Consider the following 18308-nt stretch of genomic DNA (forward strand, 5'->3'; position numbering starts at 1 on the left):
CGGCCCGCCGCTCCCACCCTCACCCTCAGCCGCCGTTCACTACCTGGCCCACGAACCGCTTCGCCAGCCGCTCCCCCGTCTCCACCGCCGCCGCGTGGTCCTCGATCGGCGACACCTTCGAGTTCTTGAAGACGATGTACGTGACTCCGGAGGGCGTTCCGCCGCCGTGCGGGTCGGGGTTGATGCCCAGCGCGTCGGCGGTGGCGTAGGAGGCCTCGCCGATGATGTCGCGCGGGCCGGTGTCGCCGACGACCGCGTACTGCACCCGGTCCTTGTAGACGACGGCGGCCACCGAGCCGCCCCGGATGCCGTAGTCGCGGTAGTTCCAGATGCTGCTGGCGACCGGGACGACGATGAACGGCAGCCGTTCGGCGTCCAGTTGGCGGCCGTCGGACTGCTGGTAGGCGGTGGTGTCGGCGAAGTACGGGTCGGTCCCGCTGTTGCAGCGCGGGCCCGCCTGGCCGTCGCAGTCGATGTCCATGTCGGCCGTCCAGTAGACGACGTCCTCGTTGCCGCAGACCGGGATGTCCGCGCGGGTGCCGGCGTCGCTGCGGTAGTGGCCGTTGGACACGGGCGTGCAGCCCTGCACCTTGGCCAGCAGGTCGCCGGCGCGGACGCTGCCCTCGTACCGCACCGGCGCGTTCGAGTGGACGGCGGCGGGCAGTGTGGTCGGGGCGAGCAGGGCGGCGCCTGCCGCGGCGAGCGTCAGCGTGTGGACACGCACGATAGGAGCCCTCTCCTGGGGGATCTGACGGACACTCGGCCCAATCTGGTGCCGGTCCGATCACGCGTCCACCGTTAGGGGGCCGTACGGTGCACGCCCCGAACTCGCGACAGGGGCCGGGCACCTGAGCCCGTGTCGGCTCCGGCCGCCCGGCCACCCATGCCGGCGCGGGTCCTGCGACGACAGCGGTTCCGCGCCACTGACATGAACTGCCCTGACAGCGGGGCGAGTTCAGCCTTGACGTGGCTCAGCATACGTAATCACGCCGAGCAGAGAGCAACCGCACCCCTCTTGATGCGCACGCCCCACCGGGTCCATATTGGTCCGGACCAATACCGTGCGGGAGGGACGGAGGAGGGGACAGCTGTGCGACGCGTCGCCCGGTACGTCACGTCCGTCTGCGGAGCGCTGCTGCTCACCGCCTCCTGCACCTGGACCGGGGACTCGGGCGGGAGCGGCAAGGACGGTGGGCTCCCGCCCGCCCCGGCCGGGGTCATGGCCGCCGCCGGCAGCGCGACCAGCGTGCACGTGATGTGGAACCGTGCGCCGGAGGGGCCGCCGGTCGCCGCGTACGAGGTGTACCGGGGCTCGGCGAAGGTGCGGGAGGTCCCCGGTTCGGAGCACATGGTGGACGTCGTCGGACTCGCCCCGTCCACGACGTACGTCTTCGCCGTGCGGGCGCGGAACACGGCCGGGCAGTCCGGTCCCCGCAGCGCGGGCGTCAGCGCGACCACCCCGGCGGCGTCCGCGACGGACACCTCCGCCCCGACCCGACCCGGCCGCACCCGGGGCGAGGCCACCGGCAGCCGATCGGTGCGGCTGACCTGGGACGCGTCGGCGGACGACCGGGACGTGGCCTCGTACGACATCCACCAGGGCGCGGCGCGGATCCACACGGTGGCCGGGGACCTGACGACGACCCTGGTCACCGGGTTGCGGCCGGGCACCCGCTACACCTTCACCGTCCGCGCCCGCGACGCCGCCGACAACGTCTCGCCCGCGAGCGCGCCCGTACGGCTCACCACCCGCCCGGGCACCGACCCGGGCCGGGCCACCGCTCCCACCGGCTTTCGGGCGGCGACGCATCGCACCGACGGGGCGTACTACCTGGACCTGTCCTGGATCCCGCCGCATGCCGACGGGGTGATCACGGAGTACGAGATCCAGCTGGACGGGCGTACGGCGACCTCCCTCGTCTGGGGCGGGCCCGTGCCGCGCGGGCGGGCGTCGTACAGCTTCTACGTGGGCCGGGAGGCGGGGACCGCGTACCGGGTGCGGATCAGGGCGCGGCTGCCGGACGGGACGTGGGGCGGGTTCTCGGCGGAGCGGACGGCGGTGACGGCGCCGTAGCGGCGTGGTCCGGTGGCGGAGCGGGACCACCCTGACGGCCCCTCACCGGTCCGCCGTACGAACGAATCCGTCACCTGCCCGGTGGCCGTCCGGGTGCGGGCCGGGGAAAGGGCACGTTGGCTGGGCCCGAGGCAGCACGGGCGATCCCCGACCCTCGGCGGCGCATGGGACGTACCGCCAACCGTGCCGCCGGAGGGCAGTCCAATGCGAACCGTTCCACTCCTCCTCCGATCCGGTACGACCGTGGCAGCCGCCACCGTGCTCGCGCTCGCCCTGGCCGCCCAGACCGCTTCGGCGGCCGGGATCTCCGTGAGCACCAGCGGGTCCACGGTCTCGGTGACCACCAGCGCGTGCCCCACCAGCAGCGGCAGCGGCTACGGCAGCGCCTCGCTCCTCAACAGCAGCCAGCGGTCCTTCGACGAGGGGCGCGTGGTGACGCTCTCCGGCAGCAGCACCAGCCAGTCCGCCGTCTGGTCCGACGTCGGCGTCGGCACGTACACGGTCACCGTGCGGTGCGCGAACGGTGCCATCGCCGGCTCGCAGGCGGTCATCGTCAGCGCCTCCTCGACACCCACCATCTCGGCCACGGCCTCCCCCTCCCGGGGCGTCCTGGGCGGCCTCGGCGGCGCCACCAAGGACTACGGCACCCTCACCTTCGCGGCGGGCGGCGCACTGGTCGCCTCCGGCGTGGTGGCGACGGCATGGGTACTGCGCCGCCGCGCGAAGCCGTACCGCCTCTGAGCCAGGCCTTTTGGAGGGGGCGGCGCCCCCTCCAAGGGGAGCGCTCAGCCCCGGACCCCGATCACCACGTTCGCGTACAGCTCCTCCGACACCGCGAGCCGGGTGATCAGCCCACCCGACTCGAACGCCGTCACCGCCGAACGCGCCTGACGTTCACTCGTCTCGACCAGCAGGCAGCCCCCGGGAGCCAACCACTCCGAGGCCCGAGCGGCGACCCTGCGCAACACGTCGAGACCATCGCCCCCGCCGTCCAGCGCGACCAGCGGTTCGTGCTCACGCGCCTCCGCCGGCAGGAGTCCGACCTCGCCGGTCGGGACGTACGGCACGTTGGCGGCGAGGATCCCGACCCGCCCGCGCAACCCGGAGGGCAGCGCGTCGAACAGATCACCCTGGTGGGCGTGGCCGTCGTACGCGGCGACATTGCGGCGGGCGCACTCCACGGCCACGGGGTCGATGTCGGCGGCGTGTAGCTCGACGCCGGTGAGCACGGCGGCCAGCGCGGCGCCGACCGCGCCCGAGCCACAGCACAGGTCGACGACGACGGAGGCGTCCGGGGCCTGGGCGAGGGCCTCGGCGACCAGGAACTCGGTGCGTCTGCGCGGCACGAAGACCCCCGGCTCGACGGCGATACGCAGTCCGCTGAACTCGGCCCAGCCGAGGACGTGTTCGAGCGGCAGACCGGAGACACGGCGGGCGACCATGGCGGCCAGCTCGTCCGGGCCGGAGGCGGCGGAGAGCATCAGCCGGGCCTCGTCCTCGGCGAAGACACACCCGGCGGCGCGCAGGGCGGCGACGACGGAGTCCGGGGAGAAACGAGAGGGTCTCGAAGAACAGGAAGAACCGAAAGAACCGGGAGAACTCGACGAACTGGGACACATGGAGCAGAGAGCCTTTCGGAAGCCGAAGGGCACTCTCACGGTCGCCTAGCGGAGGCGGTCCGCGTTCCCCTGAGGTGAGAGCACCCGACCTGACACAGCGGTAATGGGTCTCACCTCCCAGGTGGAGTCCGGCCGGGACGTTCCACAGCCGGACGGCACATTACCCGAACAGTCGGTCCTACGCCCTCCCACTCCCGACTCTCCCGCTACGGAACCGCCAACTCCCGCTCGTCGCCCAGGCGTTCGGGTACGCGGGCGGCCAGGAACACCGTCCCACGGCGCAACCGGAAACCGAGGGACTCGTACAACCGGATGGCGTTGACGTTCCTGGCAGCGGTGTGCAGGAAGGGCGTCTCGCCACGTTCGCGGATGCCGTGGGCGACGGCGCGGATCAGCCGGGTCGCCAGGCCCTGGCCGCGGACCGCGGGGTCGGTGCAGACCGCGCTGATCTCGGTCCAGCCCGGCGGGTGCAGCCGCTCCCCCGCCATCGCGACGAGGGCGCCGTCCCGGCGGATGCCCAGATACGTGCCCATCTCGACGGTGCGGGGCAGGAAGGGGCCGGGCTGTGTCCGTTCCACCAGGTCGAGCATTTCGGGCACGTCCGCGGGGCCGAGGCGGACCGCCTCCGCATCCGGCCCGGCGACCAGACCGTCGTCAACCAGTTGCACGCCCTCCACCTCGAACGTGATCGCCCAGCCCGCCGGGAGCCGTCCCGCGTAGCCCGCCAGCGGGACCTCGGCGCCGGGGCCGGCGAGCACCGCGACATCGGCCCAGTCGTCGGCGCCGGGCTCGTCGGGCAGCGCCAGCCACGGCGACACGTCGACGGGGTACCGCAGCACCCGGCCGCGCCGCTCGGCGAAGTGGCTGTGCGGGCCGGTCAGCGAGGCCAGCGCGGGATTGTCCAGGACGTGCGGCCTGCCCGCGCTCATCGGGTGCCCTCGATCACGATGACCGTCTTCCCGCGCGCGTGCCCCTCCTCGACCGTCCGCAGCGCCTCGGCGGCCCGGTCGAGCGGGAAGGTGGCGGTGACGTGCGGGGTCAGGTCGCCGCGTACGACGAGGTCGGCGACGGCGTCGAGGACGGCGGCGTCGCGGGCGCGGAGGACCCGGGCGCCGCCCAGCAGCTCCACGTCCTCGGCGGACGCGCCTGCCGTGATCAGCTTCGTGCGGTCGGTCAGCAGGGTCGCGGCCTCGGCGAGCACGTCGCCGCCGACCAGGTCGTAGACGCCGTCGACGCCCTCCGGGGCCGCCGCACGCGCGCGTGCGGCCAGATCGGGCCCCGAGGGCACGTGCACGGCGCCCAGCGACTCGACGAAGTCCTTCTTGGCGTCGCTCGCGACCCCGACGGCCCGCAGCCCCCGGATCCGGGCGATCTGCAGGATCGCGGCACCGACGCCGCCGCCCGCGCCGGTGACCAGCAGGGTCGCGCCCTCGGGCAGGGCGAGCTGGACGATGCCGTCGTACGCGGTCGCCGCCGCGACCGGGAGGGCCGCCGCGTCCGTGAAGGACAGCCCGGCGGGCTTGTGGGCGGTCACGGTGACGGGCAGCAGGGTGTACTCGGCATAGCCGCCGGCGACCGGGTTGCCGAAGACCTCGTCCCCGACGGCGAAGCCGGTGACGTCGGGGCCGACCTCCGCGACGACACCGGCGACCTCGTTGCCGAAGACGGCGGGCAGCTCACGGGCGCCGCCGCCCGCGCGCGCGTAGCCGGTGCGCTGCTTCCAGTCGACGGGGTTCACCCCGGCCGCGCGGACCGCCACGAGCAGTTGGCCGGGGCCTGGACGCGGCCGGTCCACGTCGACCAGGGCCTCGGTCTCGGGACCGCCGAACCGGGTGAAGACGTACGCCTTGGGCATCTGCCCCACTCTCCTTCGCTCACCACCGCGTGGACCGGATCACCCGGCACTGAGGGCAAGCCACGGCGCCGGAACGCTATTCCCGGGGCTGCGGGGACCCGCGGAGAGTTCATACGCCCGCAATGATCATCGCGGGCCCGGGGTCGGGGGCGGGTGCGGCGACCCCGTACGGTGGTACGCGTACCGACTGACCAGGCCTGACCGTGAGGCGCCCACCCTATGAACGTCACCCGAGGCTTCACCGGACGCCCGCGCGTCCAGAACGCCGGACTGCCACCCGGCCAGTACGACGCGGGCGACGACTGGCCCGTCCTGTCCGCCGAGGTCACCCCCGATCTGGCGCCCGCGGACTGGTCCTTCCGGATCGACGGCCTGGTGGCCGAGCCGCGCACCTGGGACTGGTCGGAGGCCCACGCGCTGCCCGCGTCGGCGTACGAGGGGGACATCCACTGTGTGACGAGCTGGTCGAAGTTCGGCGTGCGCTTCGGGGGCGTGTCCCTGGACGCCTTCCTCGACGCGGTACGGCCCGACACGTCCGCGACGCACGCGGTCGCCTATTCGCACACCGGGTACACGACGAACCTGCCGCTCGCCGACCTCACGGGTGGCCGGGCATGGATCGCCTGGGAGTACGGGGGCCGGCCGCTGCCCGCCGAGCACGGTGGCCCGGCGCGGCTGCTGGTGCCGCACCTGTACTTCTGGAAGAGCGCCAAGTGGATCGCGGGCCTGCGGCTCCTGGACCACGACGAGCCGGGGTTCTGGGAGCAGAACGGCTACCACGCGCGCGGGAACCCCTGGGAGGAGCAGAGGTACTCCGGTGACTGAGCGCTCCACTGAGAGTTCCACGGCAGGCCGTCGGGCGTCCGCGGCGGCGTCGTGGCCGGTCGCGCCGTTCCCCGCGCCCCTTCAGGGCGCGGACACGACCCGGGTGGCCGAACCGGACTTCGTGCCGGAGACGCGGTTCGCGGTGCCCGGCCGGATCGCCGTCAGCAACCGTGCGGCGGCCCTGTGGCAGACGGCCACGCTCACCGAGGTCCGGCGGGAGACGCCCGACGCGGCCACGTTCCGGTTCGCGGTGCCCGGCTGGGCGGGTCACCTGCCCGGCCAGCACCTGATGCTGCGGCTGACCGCCGACGACGGCTACACGGCCCAGCGGCACTACTCGATCGCCTCGCCCCCGGACGACGCCGGGCACGTCGAACTGACCCTGGACCACGTCGAGGACGGCGAGGTCTCCGGCTGGTTCCACACGATTGCCAAGCCGGGCGACGAGGTGGAGGTGCGCGGCCCGCTGAGCGGCTTCTTCGCCTGGCCCGGCGACCGCCCCGCACTGCTGATCGGCGCGGGCTCCGGCGTCGTACCCCTGATGTCGATGGTCCGGCACCACCGCGCGCGTGACCTGTCCGTGCCGCTGCGGCTTCTGGTGTCCGCGCGCGGGCCCGAGGAGCTGATCTACGCGCGCGAGTACGGCTCCGAGACCACTCCCGTCTTCACCCGCCAGGCCCCCGAGGGCACGCCGGTCGGGCGCCTGGCGGCCTCCCATGTGGCGCCGCTGCTGGGCGCCGGGCAGCCGCCGGACGGCTGGGAGGCGTACGTGTGCGGCTCCAACGCCTTCGCCGAGCACGCCTCGCGGCTGCTGGTGGCGGCGGGCCAGCCCGTGGACCGGATCCGCATCGAACGCTTCGGCTGACGGCCCGCCCCTGGGTCGTGCGCCGGACCGGCGGGGGCGCGGGCCGGTCGTGCGCCCTGTGCCCCTCGTACGCGACTCCCGTCCGGTCGTCGTCGCGCGCGAGGATGGCCGGGTGGGGGTACGAAGGCGAACGCGGGTGTACGGCTGGCGCTGGCGGCGCAATCCGCTGCGCCGCCGGACGGACGTCGTGGAGGCGTGGACGGTGCTCGGCGTCGCCGTGGTGCTGTGCGTGGGCGCACCGCTGGTCGGTACGGTGGCGGCCCGGTGGGCGCACGACGAGGCGCGGGAGACAGCCACGCAGCAGCGGGCGGAGCGGCATCGGGTGCGCGCGGTGGCCGTGGCCGGGCCCGGGTCGGCTTCGGTGCTCGCCGGGCGGCAGCACCTGTACCGCGTACGTGTGCTGTGGACCGAGCCGGGCGCGGGGGCGCGTACGGCGACGGCGCACGTCCCGGCCGGTACGCGGCGCGGTGACACCGTCGACCTGTGGCTGGACGCGCGCGGGAGGCCCGTCGCGCCGCCGCCCGGTGCAGCCGCCGTCCGGCAGCACACGGTCGCGGTGTGGATCTGTGCCACGGGGGTGACCGCCGGTGTCGTGCTCCTCGCCCGAACCGCCTTTCACCGTACGGTCGTTCGGCGCAGGCTCGTCGAGTGGGAGCGCGCGTGGGCGCGCACGGAGCCGGAGTGGACGCGGCGTAGGGCGTGACAGCCGCTAGGCCATTGCCTGGATACGGCGGGCGATCCTGCCGTGGTCGGTGAGCGCGTCCCGCAGGCCGGGCAGGACGGGTTCGCCCCGGTCGACGAGGACGCGTCCGGCGACGATCGTCGTCCACGCGCGCGCGGGACCGCAGCGCAGCCAGGCCTCCACGGGGTCGCTGAGCGCACCGGCGAGCGCGACCTCGTGCAGGTCCCAGACGACCAGGTCGGCGCAGGCGCCGGGCCGCAGGTGGCCGATCTCGTCGGCGCGGCCCAGACAGCGCGCCGAACCCCGGGTGGCGATGTCGAGGGCGTCCCGCGCGGTCATCGCACCGGGGCCGCCCCGGTAGCGGCCGAGGAGCAGGGCACCGCGGGTCTCCATCCAGAGCGAGGCGTGGTCGGTGGAGGCAGAGCCGTCGCAGCCGATGCCGACGGGCAGGCCCAGTTCGCGCATCTCCTGCACGCGCGCGGTGCCGCCGCCGATGAGCATGTTGGAGCTGGGACAGTGCGCGACGCCGACGCCCGCCGCTGCCAGGCGGCGCAGTTCGGCGTCGTTCGGGTAGATGCAGTGGGCGACCCAGGTACGGTCGCTCATCCACCCGGCCTCCTCGAAGTACTCGACGGGCCGGCAGCCGTAGGTCTCCAGGCAGTACGTGTCCTCGTCGTGGTCCTCGGCGAGGTGGGTGTGCAGGCGTACGTCATGGCGCTCGGCGAGTTCGGCGGTGGCCGTCATCAGCTCCTTCGTCACCGAGAAGGGTGAGCAGGGCGCGAGGGCGACCCGGATCAGTGCCCCGGGGTGCGGGTCGTGGTGGGCCTTGATCAGCCGCTCGCTGTCGGCGAGCACCTCGTCCTCGGTCTGCGTGACGCTCCTCGGCGGCAGGCCGCCGTCCTCCACGGAGCGGGTCATGGAGCCGCGCGTGGCGTGGAAGCGGAAGCCGATGTCGCGGGCGGCACGGATCTCGGCGTCGACGAGTCCGGGGCGCGGATGGACGTACAGGTGGTCGGAGGAGGTGGTGCAGCCGCCCATGAGGAGCTCGGCCATGCCGACGTACGCGGAGACGTAGGCCGCCTCCTCGTCGAGCGCCGCCCACAGGGGGTAGAGCGTGGTGAGCCAGTCGAAGAGGGTGCCGTTGACGGCGGGCGCGTAGGACCGGGTGAGGTTCTGGTAGATGTGGTGGTGCGTGTTGATCAGGCCCGGGGTGATGAGCCGTCCGGCCGCCGAGAGGGTCGCCCGGGCCTCGGGTTCGGTCCCGGCGGCGCCCACGGCGGTGACGCGCCCGCCGTCGACGGCGACCCAGCCGCCGGGGATCTCGCGCGCGCCGTCCACGACGAGCAGTTCGGCGTCCCTGACCAGCAGTTCCACAGCAGTCGACATGGGCGTCATGGTAGAGGCGGGCGGGCCCTTACGGGCTTCGTCAGGGCCAGGTCAGGGGCTCGTCGGGGGCTGGAGGCCTGGCGGGGGGTCGGTTCTGCCACGTACGGTGTGATCACCCGCAATCGCTTGCTGTCACCCCACAAAGGCGGTCCTGCATGGCACAGTTCGACCTCCCCCTCGACGAACTCCAGGAGTACCGCAGCGCGTCCGCCGAGCCCGAGGGCTTCGACGCCTTCTGGTCCAAGACGCTGCAGGAGGCCCGGGAGCACGACCTGGACGCCCGTTTCGAACCGGTGGACACGGGTCTGGTCACGGTCGAGGTGTACGACGTGACGTTCGCCGGATTCGGCGGTCATCCGGTGAAGGGCTGGCTGCGGCTGCCCGCCGGTGCCTCGGAGCCGCTGCCGGTGGTCGTGGAGTTCATCGGGTACGGCGGCGGGCGCGGCCTGCCGCACGGGGACCTGCTGTGGGCGTCGACCGGCCGCGCCCACTTCGTCATGGACACCCGTGGCCAGGGCAGCGCGTGGGGCGGCGGCGGTGGCACGGCGGACCCGGTGGGCAACGCGCCCGCGTTCCCCGGCTTCATGACCCGAGGTGTCGACGCCCCCGAGAACTACTACTACCGGCGGGTGTTCACGGACGCGGTGCGCGCGGTGGAGGCGGCCCGTTCGCATCCCCTGGTCGATCCGGCGCGCACGGTGGCCATCGGCAGCAGTCAGGGCGGCGGGATCACGATCGCGGTCGGCGGGCTGGTCCCGGACCTGGTGGCGATCGCCCCGGACGTGCCGTTCCTGTGCGACTTCCCGCGCGCGGCGACCCTCACGGACCGCCAGCCGTACCGCGAGATCGGCAGCTACCTCAAGACCCACCGGGGCCGCACCGCCGACGTCCTGAACACGCTCGCCTACTTCGACGGCGTGCACTTCGCGGCACGCGGCCGGGCCCCGGCGCTCTTCTCGACGGCCCTGGAGGACCAGACGTGCCCGCCGTCGACGGTCTTCGCGGCGTTCAACGCCTGGGCGCACGACAACAAGCAGATCGAGGTGTACGACTTCAACGACCACGAGGGGGGCGGCCCGTTCCAGGAGGCGACGAAGGTGAGCTGGCTGCGCGCGTACGCCTGACGGGCCTGCGGGGGTCCCTGGCACCCGGGGACCTGATGCCCTGATGGCGGGGGCGGCAGCACAACTGGTCGATTCGGTTCTTCCCCTCCCTTCCCCGCGATCCGACCAGTCGGTATGTTCGGCGGTGCCGGGTCACAGTGTCGTGGCCCGGTGTTCCGGCGGACGACGGAGGGCCCATGTCCGAGCACGTGCCAGACGTTCACGGTGACTGCGACGCACGCTTCTCGGCGGTGCGGACGGCGTTCGAGGAGAACTTCCGCGAACGCGGGGAGCTGGGCGCCGCCGTGAGCGTCACGGTCGGCGGCGAGACGGTGGTCGACCTGTGGGGCGGCTTCGCCGACCCGGGGCGCACCCGCGCATGGGAGCGGGACACGCTCGTCAACGTGTGGTCGACGACCAAGGGCGCGACGGCCCTGTGCGCGCACATCCTCGCCGACCGGGGGCTGCTCGACCTCGACGCCCCGGTGGCGACCTACTGGCCGGAGTTCGCGGCGGCCGGCAAGGAAGGCGTGCTCGTACGGCATCTGCTGTCGCACCGCTCGGGACTGTCCGGTCTGCGGGAGCCGCACTCGCTCACCGAGTTCTACGACTGGGAGTTGACGGCCCGGCGGCTGGCGGCGACGGAGCCCTGGTGGGAGCCGGGGACGCGGTCCGGGTATCACGCGTTCACTTACGGCTTCCTGGTCGGCGAGGTGGTCCGGCGGGTGTCGGGGCTGCTGCCGAGCACCTTCCTGGAGCGGGAGGTGACCGGGCCGCTGGGCATCGACTTCACCATCGGGCTGCCGGAGAAGGAGGCGGGGCGGGCCGCCGAGCTGGTGCAGCCGCCGGCCGCCTCGTCCAGTGAACAGGCCGCGATATTCGCCCAGTTGACACCCGCCGCCATCGCCGCCCTGGCCAACCCCCTGCTGGGCGCGGCCGAGGCGAACAGTCCCGGCTGGCGGGCCGCCGAGATCCCGGCCGCCAACGGCCACGGCACGGCGCGCGGGGTCGCCGCGCTGTACGGCGTCTTCGCGGGGCAGGGCACGTACGGCGGACAGCGCGTCCTCTCCCCCGAGGCGGCCGAGCGGGTGCGCGAGGGGCAGGGCAGTTGCCGCGACCTGGTGCTCGGCGCGGGGCTCGGTCATGACACGGAGATCGGCCTGGGGCTGTGGCTGAGTGGGCCGAACGGCTCGTACGGGCCCAATCCGCGGGCGTACGGGCATGACGGTTTCGGGGGTTCCTGCGGGTTGGCCGATCCGGAGGCGGGCGTGTCGCTCGGGTACGTCATGAACCGCATGGGCCCCCAGATCGCCGACGACCCGCGGAAGATGGCGCTGATCGAGGCGCTGTACGGCGCACTCTGAGGTCAGTAAGGACTGCAAGCGGATGGTGAGCCGTACAGGGTGGGCGGCAGGTGCAGTCAGATGACAGATTCCCCGGGCGCCGTCTGCGCATAGCGTCGGGGCATGGCATCCGATGGGCGCACAGCGGTTCGAGTCTGTGCCGGTCGAGTGTTCGTCGGATGATGTCCCACCTCTCGAAAGGCACAACCCCATGAGCACGTTCACCACCTCCGACGGCACCGAGATCTTCTTCAAGGACTGGGGCACGGGGCAGCCGGTGGTGTTCAGCCACGGCTGGCCGCTGAACGCGGACGCGTGGGACGGGCAGGCGCGGCTGGTCGCCGACCATGGTTTCCGGGCGGTCGCGCACGACCGGCGCGGGCACGGCCGCTCGGCGCAGCCGTGGCAGGGCAACCACATGGACCAGTACGCGGACGACCTGGCCGAGCTGATCGAGTCGCTCGACCTGAACGACGTGGTCCTCGTCGGTCACTCGACCGGCGGTGGCGAGGTGACCCGCTACATCGGCCGCCACGGCACGGCGCGGGTCGCCAAGGTCGTGCTGCTGGGCGCGGTGCCGCCGCTGATGCTGAAGACGGACACCAACCCCGAGGGCACACCGCTGGAGGCCTTCGACGGCATCCGCGCGGGCGTCGAGGCGGACCGTTCGCAGTTCTACTGGGACCTCAGCGAGGCCTTCTTCGGCTTCAACCGGCCGGACGCGACCCCGTCCGAGGGTCTGCGCCGCTCGTTCTGGCTGTGGAGCATGCAGGTCGGGCTCAAGGCGGCGTACGACTGCGTCAAGCAGTTCTCGGAGTCCGACTTCACCGAGGACCTCGGCCGGATCGACGTACCGACGCTGATCGCGCACGGCGCCGACGACCAGATCGTGCCGATCGCCGCCTCGGCTGAGAAGGCCGCCCAGCTGGTCAAGGACTCGACGCTGAAGGTCTACCCGGGCGCCCCGCACGGCCTGGTGGGCGACTTCGAGAAGGCGTTCAACGCCGATCTGCTGGAGTTCATCCAGAGCTGACGGCCGGCTCGGCGGGTGTCCGCGTCGCCACCACCAGCCGGCAGCGCGGACTGCCGTCCGGCCGCTGCCCGAACTCGGGCAGAGCACGGGTCTCCACATCGAAACCGGCGTACGTCAGCTCCCTGCGTACGTCGGCCAGCCGGAAGGCCCGGTAGTACATGACGAACGGCGGCTTCCACACGGCGTTGCGCACCCGCATCACCGCGTCGAAGCCGAGCAGCGCCCAGTAGGCACGCGTGCCCGGGCGGGCCGGTGCCACGACGGGGAACGCGAAGCGTCCGCCCGGCCGCAGTACGCAGTGGACCTGGGCGAACAGCCCCGGCAGCTCGTCCGGCAGGAAGTGCCCGAAGGCCCCGAAGCTGACGACCAGATCGAAGGCGGGGCCTGCGGTCGCCGTGGCGGCGAAGGGCAGGGCGCGCGCGTCGCCCCGCACGAGGGAGACACGCGGGCCGGTCTGTCCGTCTCCCCCTCCCGTCCGCTGCCGGGCGACCTCCAGCATGCCCGCGCTGAGGTCGATCCCGGTGACGCTCCCCCGGCAGACCCGCTCCAGGACGTCGAGCCCGGCGCCGGTGCCGCAGCACAGGTCGAGGCCGTCGTCGAAGGGCCCGAGCCCGTCGAGCGCCGACGCCACCGCGTCGAGGATCGTGTCCGGCGTACGGAACGGGGTGTGGTCGAACTTCGGTGCGAGCAGGTCGTAGCCGTGCTCGACGGACGACAGCGCCTGCACGGCGAGTTCACGGAGGGTGGGGCCTTCGGGGCTGAACATCGGCTCAGCCTAGTCACCCTCTAGGGTGAGCGGATGCGTGAATTTCGTGAGGCAGTGGAGGCCGGTGACCTCGACGCGGTCGAGGCGTTGCTGGCGGAGAACGTCGTGTTCACCAGTCCGGTCGCGTTCCGGCCGTATCCCGGGAAGGCGATCACCGCGGCGATCCTGCGCGGGGTGACCCGGGTGTTCGAGGACTTCCGGTACGAGCGGGAGATCGGCGCGGCCGAGGGCCGTGACCACGCGCTGGTGTTCACGGCCCGGGTCGACGGACGCGAGCTTCAGGGCTGCGACTTCCTGCACCTCGACGAGAACGGCCTGATCGACGAGCTGACGGTCATGGTCCGCCCGCTGTCGGCAGCCCAGGCACTGTCTGCGGCCATGGGCGCCCAGTTCGAGCAGATCGCCCAGGAGGCTCAGGCAGCGCAGGCTGCCCAGGCCGCCGGGTCCGCCTGAACGGACCCTTATCCTCCGCACCCGCGGCCTCCTCAGGTACGCCCCCGTCTCACGCCACGGTCAGCGTGATCGCTCCGGCGTAGGTCTGCCCGGCCGCGAGGGTCGTCGCGGTGCCGTCGACGGTCGCGGTCAGCTTCTTGCCACGGGGTGCCGTGACGACCGCGTCGGCGGCGAGGGTGAGCTTCGTCAGGTACGAGGTGCCGGTGACCGTCCAGGCGGAGCCGGCGCCCAGCTGGACGATCACCCCGTTGTTGACGGCCGCCTGCTTGGTGTTGGTGACCTCGCCCAGCTCGTAGAAGGTGGACGCGTCGATCGTGGAGACGCGGTGCTGGGTCCTGGAGGCCGAGATGACGCCCTTCACGGTGCTGTCGTCGAAGGTGAGGACGAGGTTCTTGCCCTTGCGCATGCCGTTGTAGAAGTCGCCCTTCAGCGCGATGGACGTGAAGGTGGCGGCCCCGTCGGTGGTGTGGACGGCGGTGACGTCGAAGGTGCTGTCCTTGGCCGGGTCACCCGTGGGTTCGGTGTAGACGCCGACGTTCATCATCTTGCCGTTGACGGGGACCGGGCCCGGGTCGTCCAGCTCCATCATCTGCAGAACGATCCCGTTGCGCGGGTTGAGCCGGGCGCCCTGGGAGCCGTCGACGTTGATCGTGGTCTGCTGCCCCTTGTTGAGGAAGGTGGCCTTCTCGGAGTTGATGACGGTCCCGCCGTCGAGGGTCAGCGTGCCGGCGCCGAAGAACATGTAGCCGAAGTGCCCCGAGTTCACGACCGTGTTCCGGGCCGGTACGGCCTTCAACTCGGCTTTGGTCAGCCCGAGTTCGAGTTCGGTGTTGAGCGCGGCGACGGCGGCGGGCGTGCTGTCGCCGTAGTGCACGACCGCCGCTGGGCCCGCGATGATCGTCGCGTAGCTGCCGACGTCGAAGCGTGAGCCGAGGACGCGGACGGTCGCGTCGCCGATGGCGTAGGTGCCGTAGCCGTACGAACCGGTGTTGCCGATCTGGCTGTTCACCACCGTCAGCTTCAGCGCCCGGCCGCCCTCCACGGACAGCGCGCCCCAAGTCTCCGAGAACACGGTGGAGTTGACGTAGGTGGCCCGACTGTTGGCTCCGATGAGGTTGGTGGCACGGACGTTCCCGTCGAGGCCGAGCATCCAGGGCACGGACTGCATGTACGGCGTCTCTACGGTGGCCTGGTAGTCGGCGGGCAGGACGCCGTTGCGGGTGTGGATACGGGAGTTCTTGACGACGACGTTGGCTCCGGCGTCGGCGATGACACCGGTGCGGACGACGCCCTTGGTGGCGATCCGGGCGCCGTCGAGCACGAGCTTGGTCGCCGTTCCGGCGCCGACCACGGCCGCACCGTAACCGGCGAAGTCGGAACGCCCGTTCCCCGTGAAGGAGATGACGGGCCGCTCCAGCGTGTAGTCGGCGTCCTTCACGTACACGCCGTCGAAGCACTCGCCGGTCGAGGTGATCGACACGTTCCTCGCGAGGGTGTCGGTGAGCCGGCCGCCGATGACGCTGGTGAGCACGGACTTGGCGCGCACCACACCGTCCGCGTCCACGTACAGGGCCTGTCGGAAGGGGAAGGTGAGCGTCTCGTAGGTGACCGGGTTCGCCTCGGCGACCGTGAGGACGACATCGCCCCGGTAGGTGCCGACCTGGATCAGCGTCTCGGTGCCGCCGGTCTCGGTCAGGAGCTGACCCGTCTCGACGCCGTCGACGGTCAGGGTGACGCTGTGGCCGGTGGGGGCGACGATCTTTCCGCCCGTGGCAATGGACAGTTGGGAGACGCGGGTGGTCGTCGCGAGTTCGTACGTCTGCCCGGCGGCGACCGTGATCCGCGTGCCCCTGGCGGTTGCGGGCGTGGCGGTCGCGGAGGCCACCGGGAGCAGTACGGCGCCGGCGGTCGCGGTACCGGCGACGAGGATCGAGCGTCGGGTCATCAGCGTCATGGCTTGCCTTCCCAAGGATCGGATGCGCGGTGGGATCCGGCTGGATGCGCGGTCGCGCAGAGTTAGCGTCCGGCCGCCTCAACACGGCGGCCACGGCTCGGACTTGAGTCCCTAAGACGCACTCCTCGGAGTGAATCAGCCCAGTACAGCGGGGAGAAGGGACCCGGCGCACACATCCCGGAAGCCGATGCCTCGGATCGCGCCGCCCGGTTCATGGCGTTCACACAGCGTGGCCACAAGGGCCTGCGAATCACCGTACGGGGGTTGGCTAGGCCGGGGCGATCATGCCCGCCGACAGGTCGATGTCCGCCCCGCACAGGCCCGGCATCGCGAGCATCGCCAGCAGGGCCCGGGCGACCTCGTCCGCCTCGACCAGACGGCCCAGTGCGGCCCGGGAGGCGAAGTTCCGTTCCGCCTCCTGCGGTGTGCAGCCGGTCAGTTCGGCCGTCAGCCGGAAGTTGCGGTCCATACGCGGGCCGCGAACCGGGCCCGGGGAAAGGGAGTTGACCGCGACGCCCTGTGGGCCGACCTCGCCCGCGAGGGTGCGGGTGAGACCGAGGAGCGCCATCTTCGAGGCCGTGTACGGGGTGCGGTGCAGCAGCGGGCGTTTGCCGCTCACCGAGGCGATGTTGACGATGTCGCCCCGGCCGGCCGCGAGCATGTGCGGCAGGAAGGCCCGGCACATCAGGTAGACGCCCCGGACGTTGGCGGCGAACACGTCGTCCCACTCGTCCGGTTCGATGTCGACGAGGGGTTTCACGGGGCCTGCGACGCCCGCGTTGTTGACCAGCAACGACACGTCTTCGTCGGTGAGTTGAGCTGCCAGTGCGGCTACCGACTCGGGGGCGGAGACGTCGCACACCGCTGTACGTGCCTCGCCGCCCTCCTTGGTGATCAGGTCGGCCGCGTCCGCGAGGGCGCCCTCGTCGCGGCCGACCAGGATCACCCGGGCGCCCGCGTCCGACAGCGACGACGCGAACGCCCGGCCGAGCGGTCCGCCGCCGCCCGTGACGAGTGCCGTACGCCCGTGCAGGCTCATGCGGCGCCGTTCCAGGGCAGGTCGTCGCCCTCGGCCTTCGCGGCGCGTACGTCGCCGGAGCGGGCGTGACCCTCGAACAGCTCGACGCGGGAGGCACGCCCGCAGAGGCGGCCGAGGAGTGCCTGCGAGGCGGTGTCGGTGACCTCCTGGTAGGTCACCGTCTTGAGGTACTTGCCCACCCAGAGGCCGCCGGTGTAGCGGGCGGCGCCGCGCGTGGGCAGGACGTGGTTGGTGCCGATGACCTTGTCGCCGAAGGACACACAGGTGCCCTCGCCGAGGAACAGGGCGCCGTACTGGGTCATCTTCTCCAGCGCGAGGCGCGGTTCTGCGGTCAGGACTTCCACATGCTCGAAGGCGAAGTCGTCGGCCAGTGCGTACAACTCGTCGAGGGTGTCGACGACGTGGACCTGGCCGTGGTCGCGCCAGGCGGGGCCCGCGAAGTCGCGGGTCGGCATGCTGGGCAGAAGCCGTTCCACCTCGGCGATGGTCTTCTCCGCGACCTCGCGGGAGGTGGTGATGAGGACTGCCGGGGAGTCCGGGCCGTGCTCGGCCTGGGAGAGCAGGTCGACCGCGCAGACGAACGGGTCGGCGTTCTCGTCGGCGAGGACGAGGATCTCGGTCGGCCCGGCGAACAGGTCGATGCCGATCCCGCCGAACAACTGCCGCTTGGCCTCGGCGACATAGGCGTTGCCGGGTCCCGCGATGAGGTTCACGGGCCGCATCGAGTCCGTGCCGACCGCCATCGCGGCGACCGCCTGCACTCCCCCGAGAAGCCAGATCTCGTCCGCGCCCGCCAGATGCATCGCGACGACGGTCGCAGCCGGGATCTCGCCGCGGATCGGCGGCGTGCAGGCGACGACACGCGGGACGCCCGCGACCTTCGCCGTGACGATGGTCATGTGGGCGGAGGCGGTGAGCGGGTAGCGTCCGCCCGGGATGTAGGCACCGGCGGCCTGCACGGGGATGTGCTTCTGCCCGAGCCGGACGCCCGGCAGTGTCTCCACCTCGAACTCCCGCATGGAGTCGAGCTGTCGGCGGGCGAAGGAGCGCACCTGGTCCTGGACGAAGCGGATGTCGGCGATGACCTGCTCGGGCACCGACGCGACGATCTTCTCGACCTCCTCGTCGGAGAGGCGGAAGGAGTCCGGGCTCCAGTTGTCGAACTTCTCGGAGTACTCGCGCACGGCCGCGTCCCCGCGTTCGCGGATGTCCGCGATGACGCCGGTCACGGTCTCGCGCACCTGGGCGAGGGAGGCGGCCACCTCGGCCACGGGCACAGGGGACTTCAGGATCTCTGCCACAACTGCGGCC

Annotated in this window: 18 protein-coding genes; 9 read left to right on the forward strand and 9 right to left on the reverse strand. The window is 72.3% G+C overall.

Going from position 1 to position 18308, the window contains the following annotated elements:
* Nucleotides 1-25: 25 nt before the first annotated feature.
* Nucleotides 26-724, reverse strand: coding sequence for a glycoside hydrolase family 75 protein (locus CW359_RS25870; protein WP_105972525.1), 699 nt, complete (start codon nt 722-724; stop codon nt 26-28).
* Nucleotides 725-1090: 366 nt separating this feature from the next.
* On the opposite strand from CW359_RS25870, the gene CW359_RS25875 reads away from it, so the two are divergent.
* Together CW359_RS25875 and CW359_RS25880 are read left to right on the forward strand one after the other, a co-directional pair.
* On the forward strand, nt 1091-2074 hold the full coding sequence (locus CW359_RS25875; protein WP_232838597.1) for a fibronectin type III domain-containing protein: 984 nt from the start codon (nt 1091-1093) through the stop codon (nt 2072-2074).
* 204 nt (nt 2075-2278) lie between these two features.
* Complete coding sequence (locus CW359_RS25880) at nt 2279-2815, forward strand: hypothetical protein (protein ID WP_105972527.1); 537 nt, start codon at nt 2279-2281, stop codon at nt 2813-2815.
* Nucleotides 2816-2859: 44 nt separating this feature from the next.
* Here the strand turns inward: CW359_RS25880 and CW359_RS25885 are convergent, their stop codons facing one another.
* The 3 genes from CW359_RS25885 to CW359_RS25895 all read right to left on the reverse strand — a co-directional run bounded on the left by CW359_RS25885 (nt 2860) and on the right by CW359_RS25895 (nt 5548).
* Complete coding sequence (locus CW359_RS25885; protein WP_105972528.1) at nt 2860-3693, reverse strand: putative protein N(5)-glutamine methyltransferase; 834 nt, start codon at nt 3691-3693, stop codon at nt 2860-2862.
* A 206-nt stretch (nt 3694-3899) separates the two neighbouring features.
* Entirely contained in the window at nt 3900-4622 is a 723-nt protein-coding gene (locus CW359_RS25890) for a GNAT family N-acetyltransferase (RefSeq protein ID WP_105972529.1), read from the reverse strand.
* Nucleotides 4619-5548, reverse strand: coding sequence for an NADP-dependent oxidoreductase (locus tag CW359_RS25895; protein WP_105972530.1), 930 nt, complete (start codon nt 5546-5548; stop codon nt 4619-4621). Before CW359_RS25895 ends, CW359_RS25890 begins: the two co-directional genes overlap by 4 nt.
* A gap of 219 nt (nt 5549-5767) precedes the next feature.
* Between CW359_RS25895 and CW359_RS25900 the strand changes: the two genes are divergently transcribed.
* The 3 genes from CW359_RS25900 (at nt 5768) to CW359_RS25910 (ending at nt 7941) form a co-directional block, all read left to right on the forward strand.
* Nucleotides 5768-6373 carry a sulfite oxidase-like oxidoreductase gene (locus CW359_RS25900; protein ID WP_105972531.1) on the forward strand — a complete coding sequence of 202 codons (606 nt, stop codon included), beginning with the start codon at nt 5768-5770 and terminating at the stop codon, nt 6371-6373.
* 103 nt (nt 6374-6476) lie between these two features.
* Nucleotides 6477-7238: a ferredoxin reductase gene (locus CW359_RS25905; protein WP_198655393.1), complete on the forward strand. Its 762-nt coding sequence runs from the start codon at nt 6477-6479 to the stop codon at nt 7236-7238.
* A 112-nt stretch (nt 7239-7350) separates the two neighbouring features.
* Entirely contained in the window at nt 7351-7941 is a 591-nt protein-coding gene (locus tag CW359_RS25910; RefSeq protein WP_105972618.1) for an Rv1733c family protein, read from the forward strand.
* Nucleotides 7942-7947: 6 nt separating this feature from the next.
* On the opposite strand, the gene CW359_RS25915 is transcribed toward CW359_RS25910, so the two are convergent.
* Nucleotides 7948-9306 (reverse strand): 8-oxoguanine deaminase, encoded by a 1359-nt coding sequence (locus CW359_RS25915; RefSeq protein ID WP_105972532.1) that lies wholly within the window; start codon nt 9304-9306, stop codon nt 7948-7950.
* A gap of 155 nt (nt 9307-9461) precedes the next feature.
* Here CW359_RS25915 and CW359_RS25920 point away from each other — a divergent pair, with 155 nt between their 5' ends.
* From CW359_RS25920 to CW359_RS25930, 3 genes are all read left to right on the forward strand, one after another.
* Complete coding sequence (locus CW359_RS25920) at nt 9462-10430, forward strand: acetylxylan esterase (RefSeq protein WP_105972533.1); 969 nt, start codon at nt 9462-9464, stop codon at nt 10428-10430.
* Between the two features lie 176 nt (nt 10431-10606).
* Nucleotides 10607-11773 (forward strand): serine hydrolase domain-containing protein, encoded by a 1167-nt coding sequence (locus tag CW359_RS25925; protein ID WP_105972534.1) that lies wholly within the window; start codon nt 10607-10609, stop codon nt 11771-11773.
* A gap of 190 nt (nt 11774-11963) precedes the next feature.
* Nucleotides 11964-12785 carry an alpha/beta fold hydrolase gene (locus CW359_RS25930; RefSeq protein WP_105972535.1) on the forward strand — a complete coding sequence of 274 codons (822 nt, stop codon included), beginning with the start codon at nt 11964-11966 and terminating at the stop codon, nt 12783-12785.
* On the opposite strand, the gene CW359_RS25935 is transcribed toward CW359_RS25930, so the two are convergent.
* Nucleotides 12772-13551, reverse strand: coding sequence for a class I SAM-dependent methyltransferase (locus CW359_RS25935; RefSeq protein WP_105972536.1), 780 nt, complete (start codon nt 13549-13551; stop codon nt 12772-12774). The genes CW359_RS25930 and CW359_RS25935 overlap by 14 nt on opposite strands.
* A 33-nt stretch (nt 13552-13584) precedes the next feature.
* Here CW359_RS25935 and CW359_RS25940 point away from each other — a divergent pair, with 33 nt between their 5' ends.
* On the forward strand, nt 13585-14004 hold the full coding sequence (locus CW359_RS25940) for a nuclear transport factor 2 family protein (RefSeq protein ID WP_105972537.1): 420 nt from the start codon (nt 13585-13587) through the stop codon (nt 14002-14004).
* 49 nt (nt 14005-14053) lie between these two features.
* On the opposite strand, the gene CW359_RS25945 is transcribed toward CW359_RS25940, so the two are convergent.
* The 3 genes from CW359_RS25945 to hisD all read right to left on the reverse strand — a co-directional run bounded on the left by CW359_RS25945 (nt 14054) and on the right by hisD (nt 18298).
* Nucleotides 14054-15958, reverse strand: coding sequence for a hypothetical protein (locus tag CW359_RS25945; RefSeq protein ID WP_105972538.1), 1905 nt, complete (start codon nt 15956-15958; stop codon nt 14054-14056).
* A gap of 268 nt (nt 15959-16226) precedes the next feature.
* Nucleotides 16227-16997, reverse strand: coding sequence for an SDR family NAD(P)-dependent oxidoreductase (locus tag CW359_RS25950; protein WP_105972539.1), 771 nt, complete (start codon nt 16995-16997; stop codon nt 16227-16229).
* Nucleotides 16994-18298 carry a histidinol dehydrogenase gene (gene hisD / locus CW359_RS25955; protein WP_105972540.1) on the reverse strand — a complete coding sequence of 435 codons (1305 nt, stop codon included), beginning with the start codon at nt 18296-18298 and terminating at the stop codon, nt 16994-16996. The genes CW359_RS25950 and hisD overlap by 4 nt, the downstream gene beginning before the upstream one ends.
* Between the last annotated feature and the right edge of the window lie 10 nt (nt 18299-18308).

Source organism: Streptomyces geranii, from assembly GCF_002954775.1.
Classification (GTDB): Bacteria; Actinomycetota; Actinomycetes; order Streptomycetales; family Streptomycetaceae; genus Streptomyces; species Streptomyces geranii.

Coding starts and splice junctions, on each gene's coding strand:
- CW359_RS25920 (WP_105972533.1), top strand. CDS start 9,462: ATGGCACAGTTCGACCTCCCCCTCGACGAACTCCAGGAGTACCGCAGC.
- CW359_RS25900 (WP_105972531.1), top strand. CDS start 5,768: ATGAACGTCACCCGAGGCTTCACCGGACGCCCGCGCGTCCAGAACGCC.
- CW359_RS25885 (WP_105972528.1), bottom strand. CDS start 3,693: ATGTGTCCCAGTTCGTCGAGTTCTCCCGGTTCTTTCGGTTCTTCCTGT.
- CW359_RS25915 (WP_105972532.1), bottom strand. CDS start 9,306: ATGTCGACTGCTGTGGAACTGCTGGTCAGGGACGCCGAACTGCTCGTC.
- CW359_RS25950 (WP_105972539.1), bottom strand. CDS start 16,997: ATGAGCCTGCACGGGCGTACGGCACTCGTCACGGGCGGCGGCGGACCG.
- CW359_RS25940 (WP_105972537.1), top strand. CDS start 13,585: ATGCGTGAATTTCGTGAGGCAGTGGAGGCCGGTGACCTCGACGCGGTC.
- CW359_RS25925 (WP_105972534.1), top strand. CDS start 10,607: ATGTCCGAGCACGTGCCAGACGTTCACGGTGACTGCGACGCACGCTTC.
- CW359_RS25880 (WP_105972527.1), top strand. CDS start 2,279: ATGCGAACCGTTCCACTCCTCCTCCGATCCGGTACGACCGTGGCAGCC.
- CW359_RS25945 (WP_105972538.1), bottom strand. CDS start 15,958: ATGACGCTGATGACCCGACGCTCGATCCTCGTCGCCGGTACCGCGACC.
- CW359_RS25890 (WP_105972529.1), bottom strand. CDS start 4,622: ATGAGCGCGGGCAGGCCGCACGTCCTGGACAATCCCGCGCTGGCCTCG.
- CW359_RS25930 (WP_105972535.1), top strand. CDS start 11,964: ATGAGCACGTTCACCACCTCCGACGGCACCGAGATCTTCTTCAAGGAC.
- CW359_RS25895 (WP_105972530.1), bottom strand. CDS start 5,548: ATGCCCAAGGCGTACGTCTTCACCCGGTTCGGCGGTCCCGAGACCGAG.
- CW359_RS25935 (WP_105972536.1), bottom strand. CDS start 13,551: ATGTTCAGCCCCGAAGGCCCCACCCTCCGTGAACTCGCCGTGCAGGCG.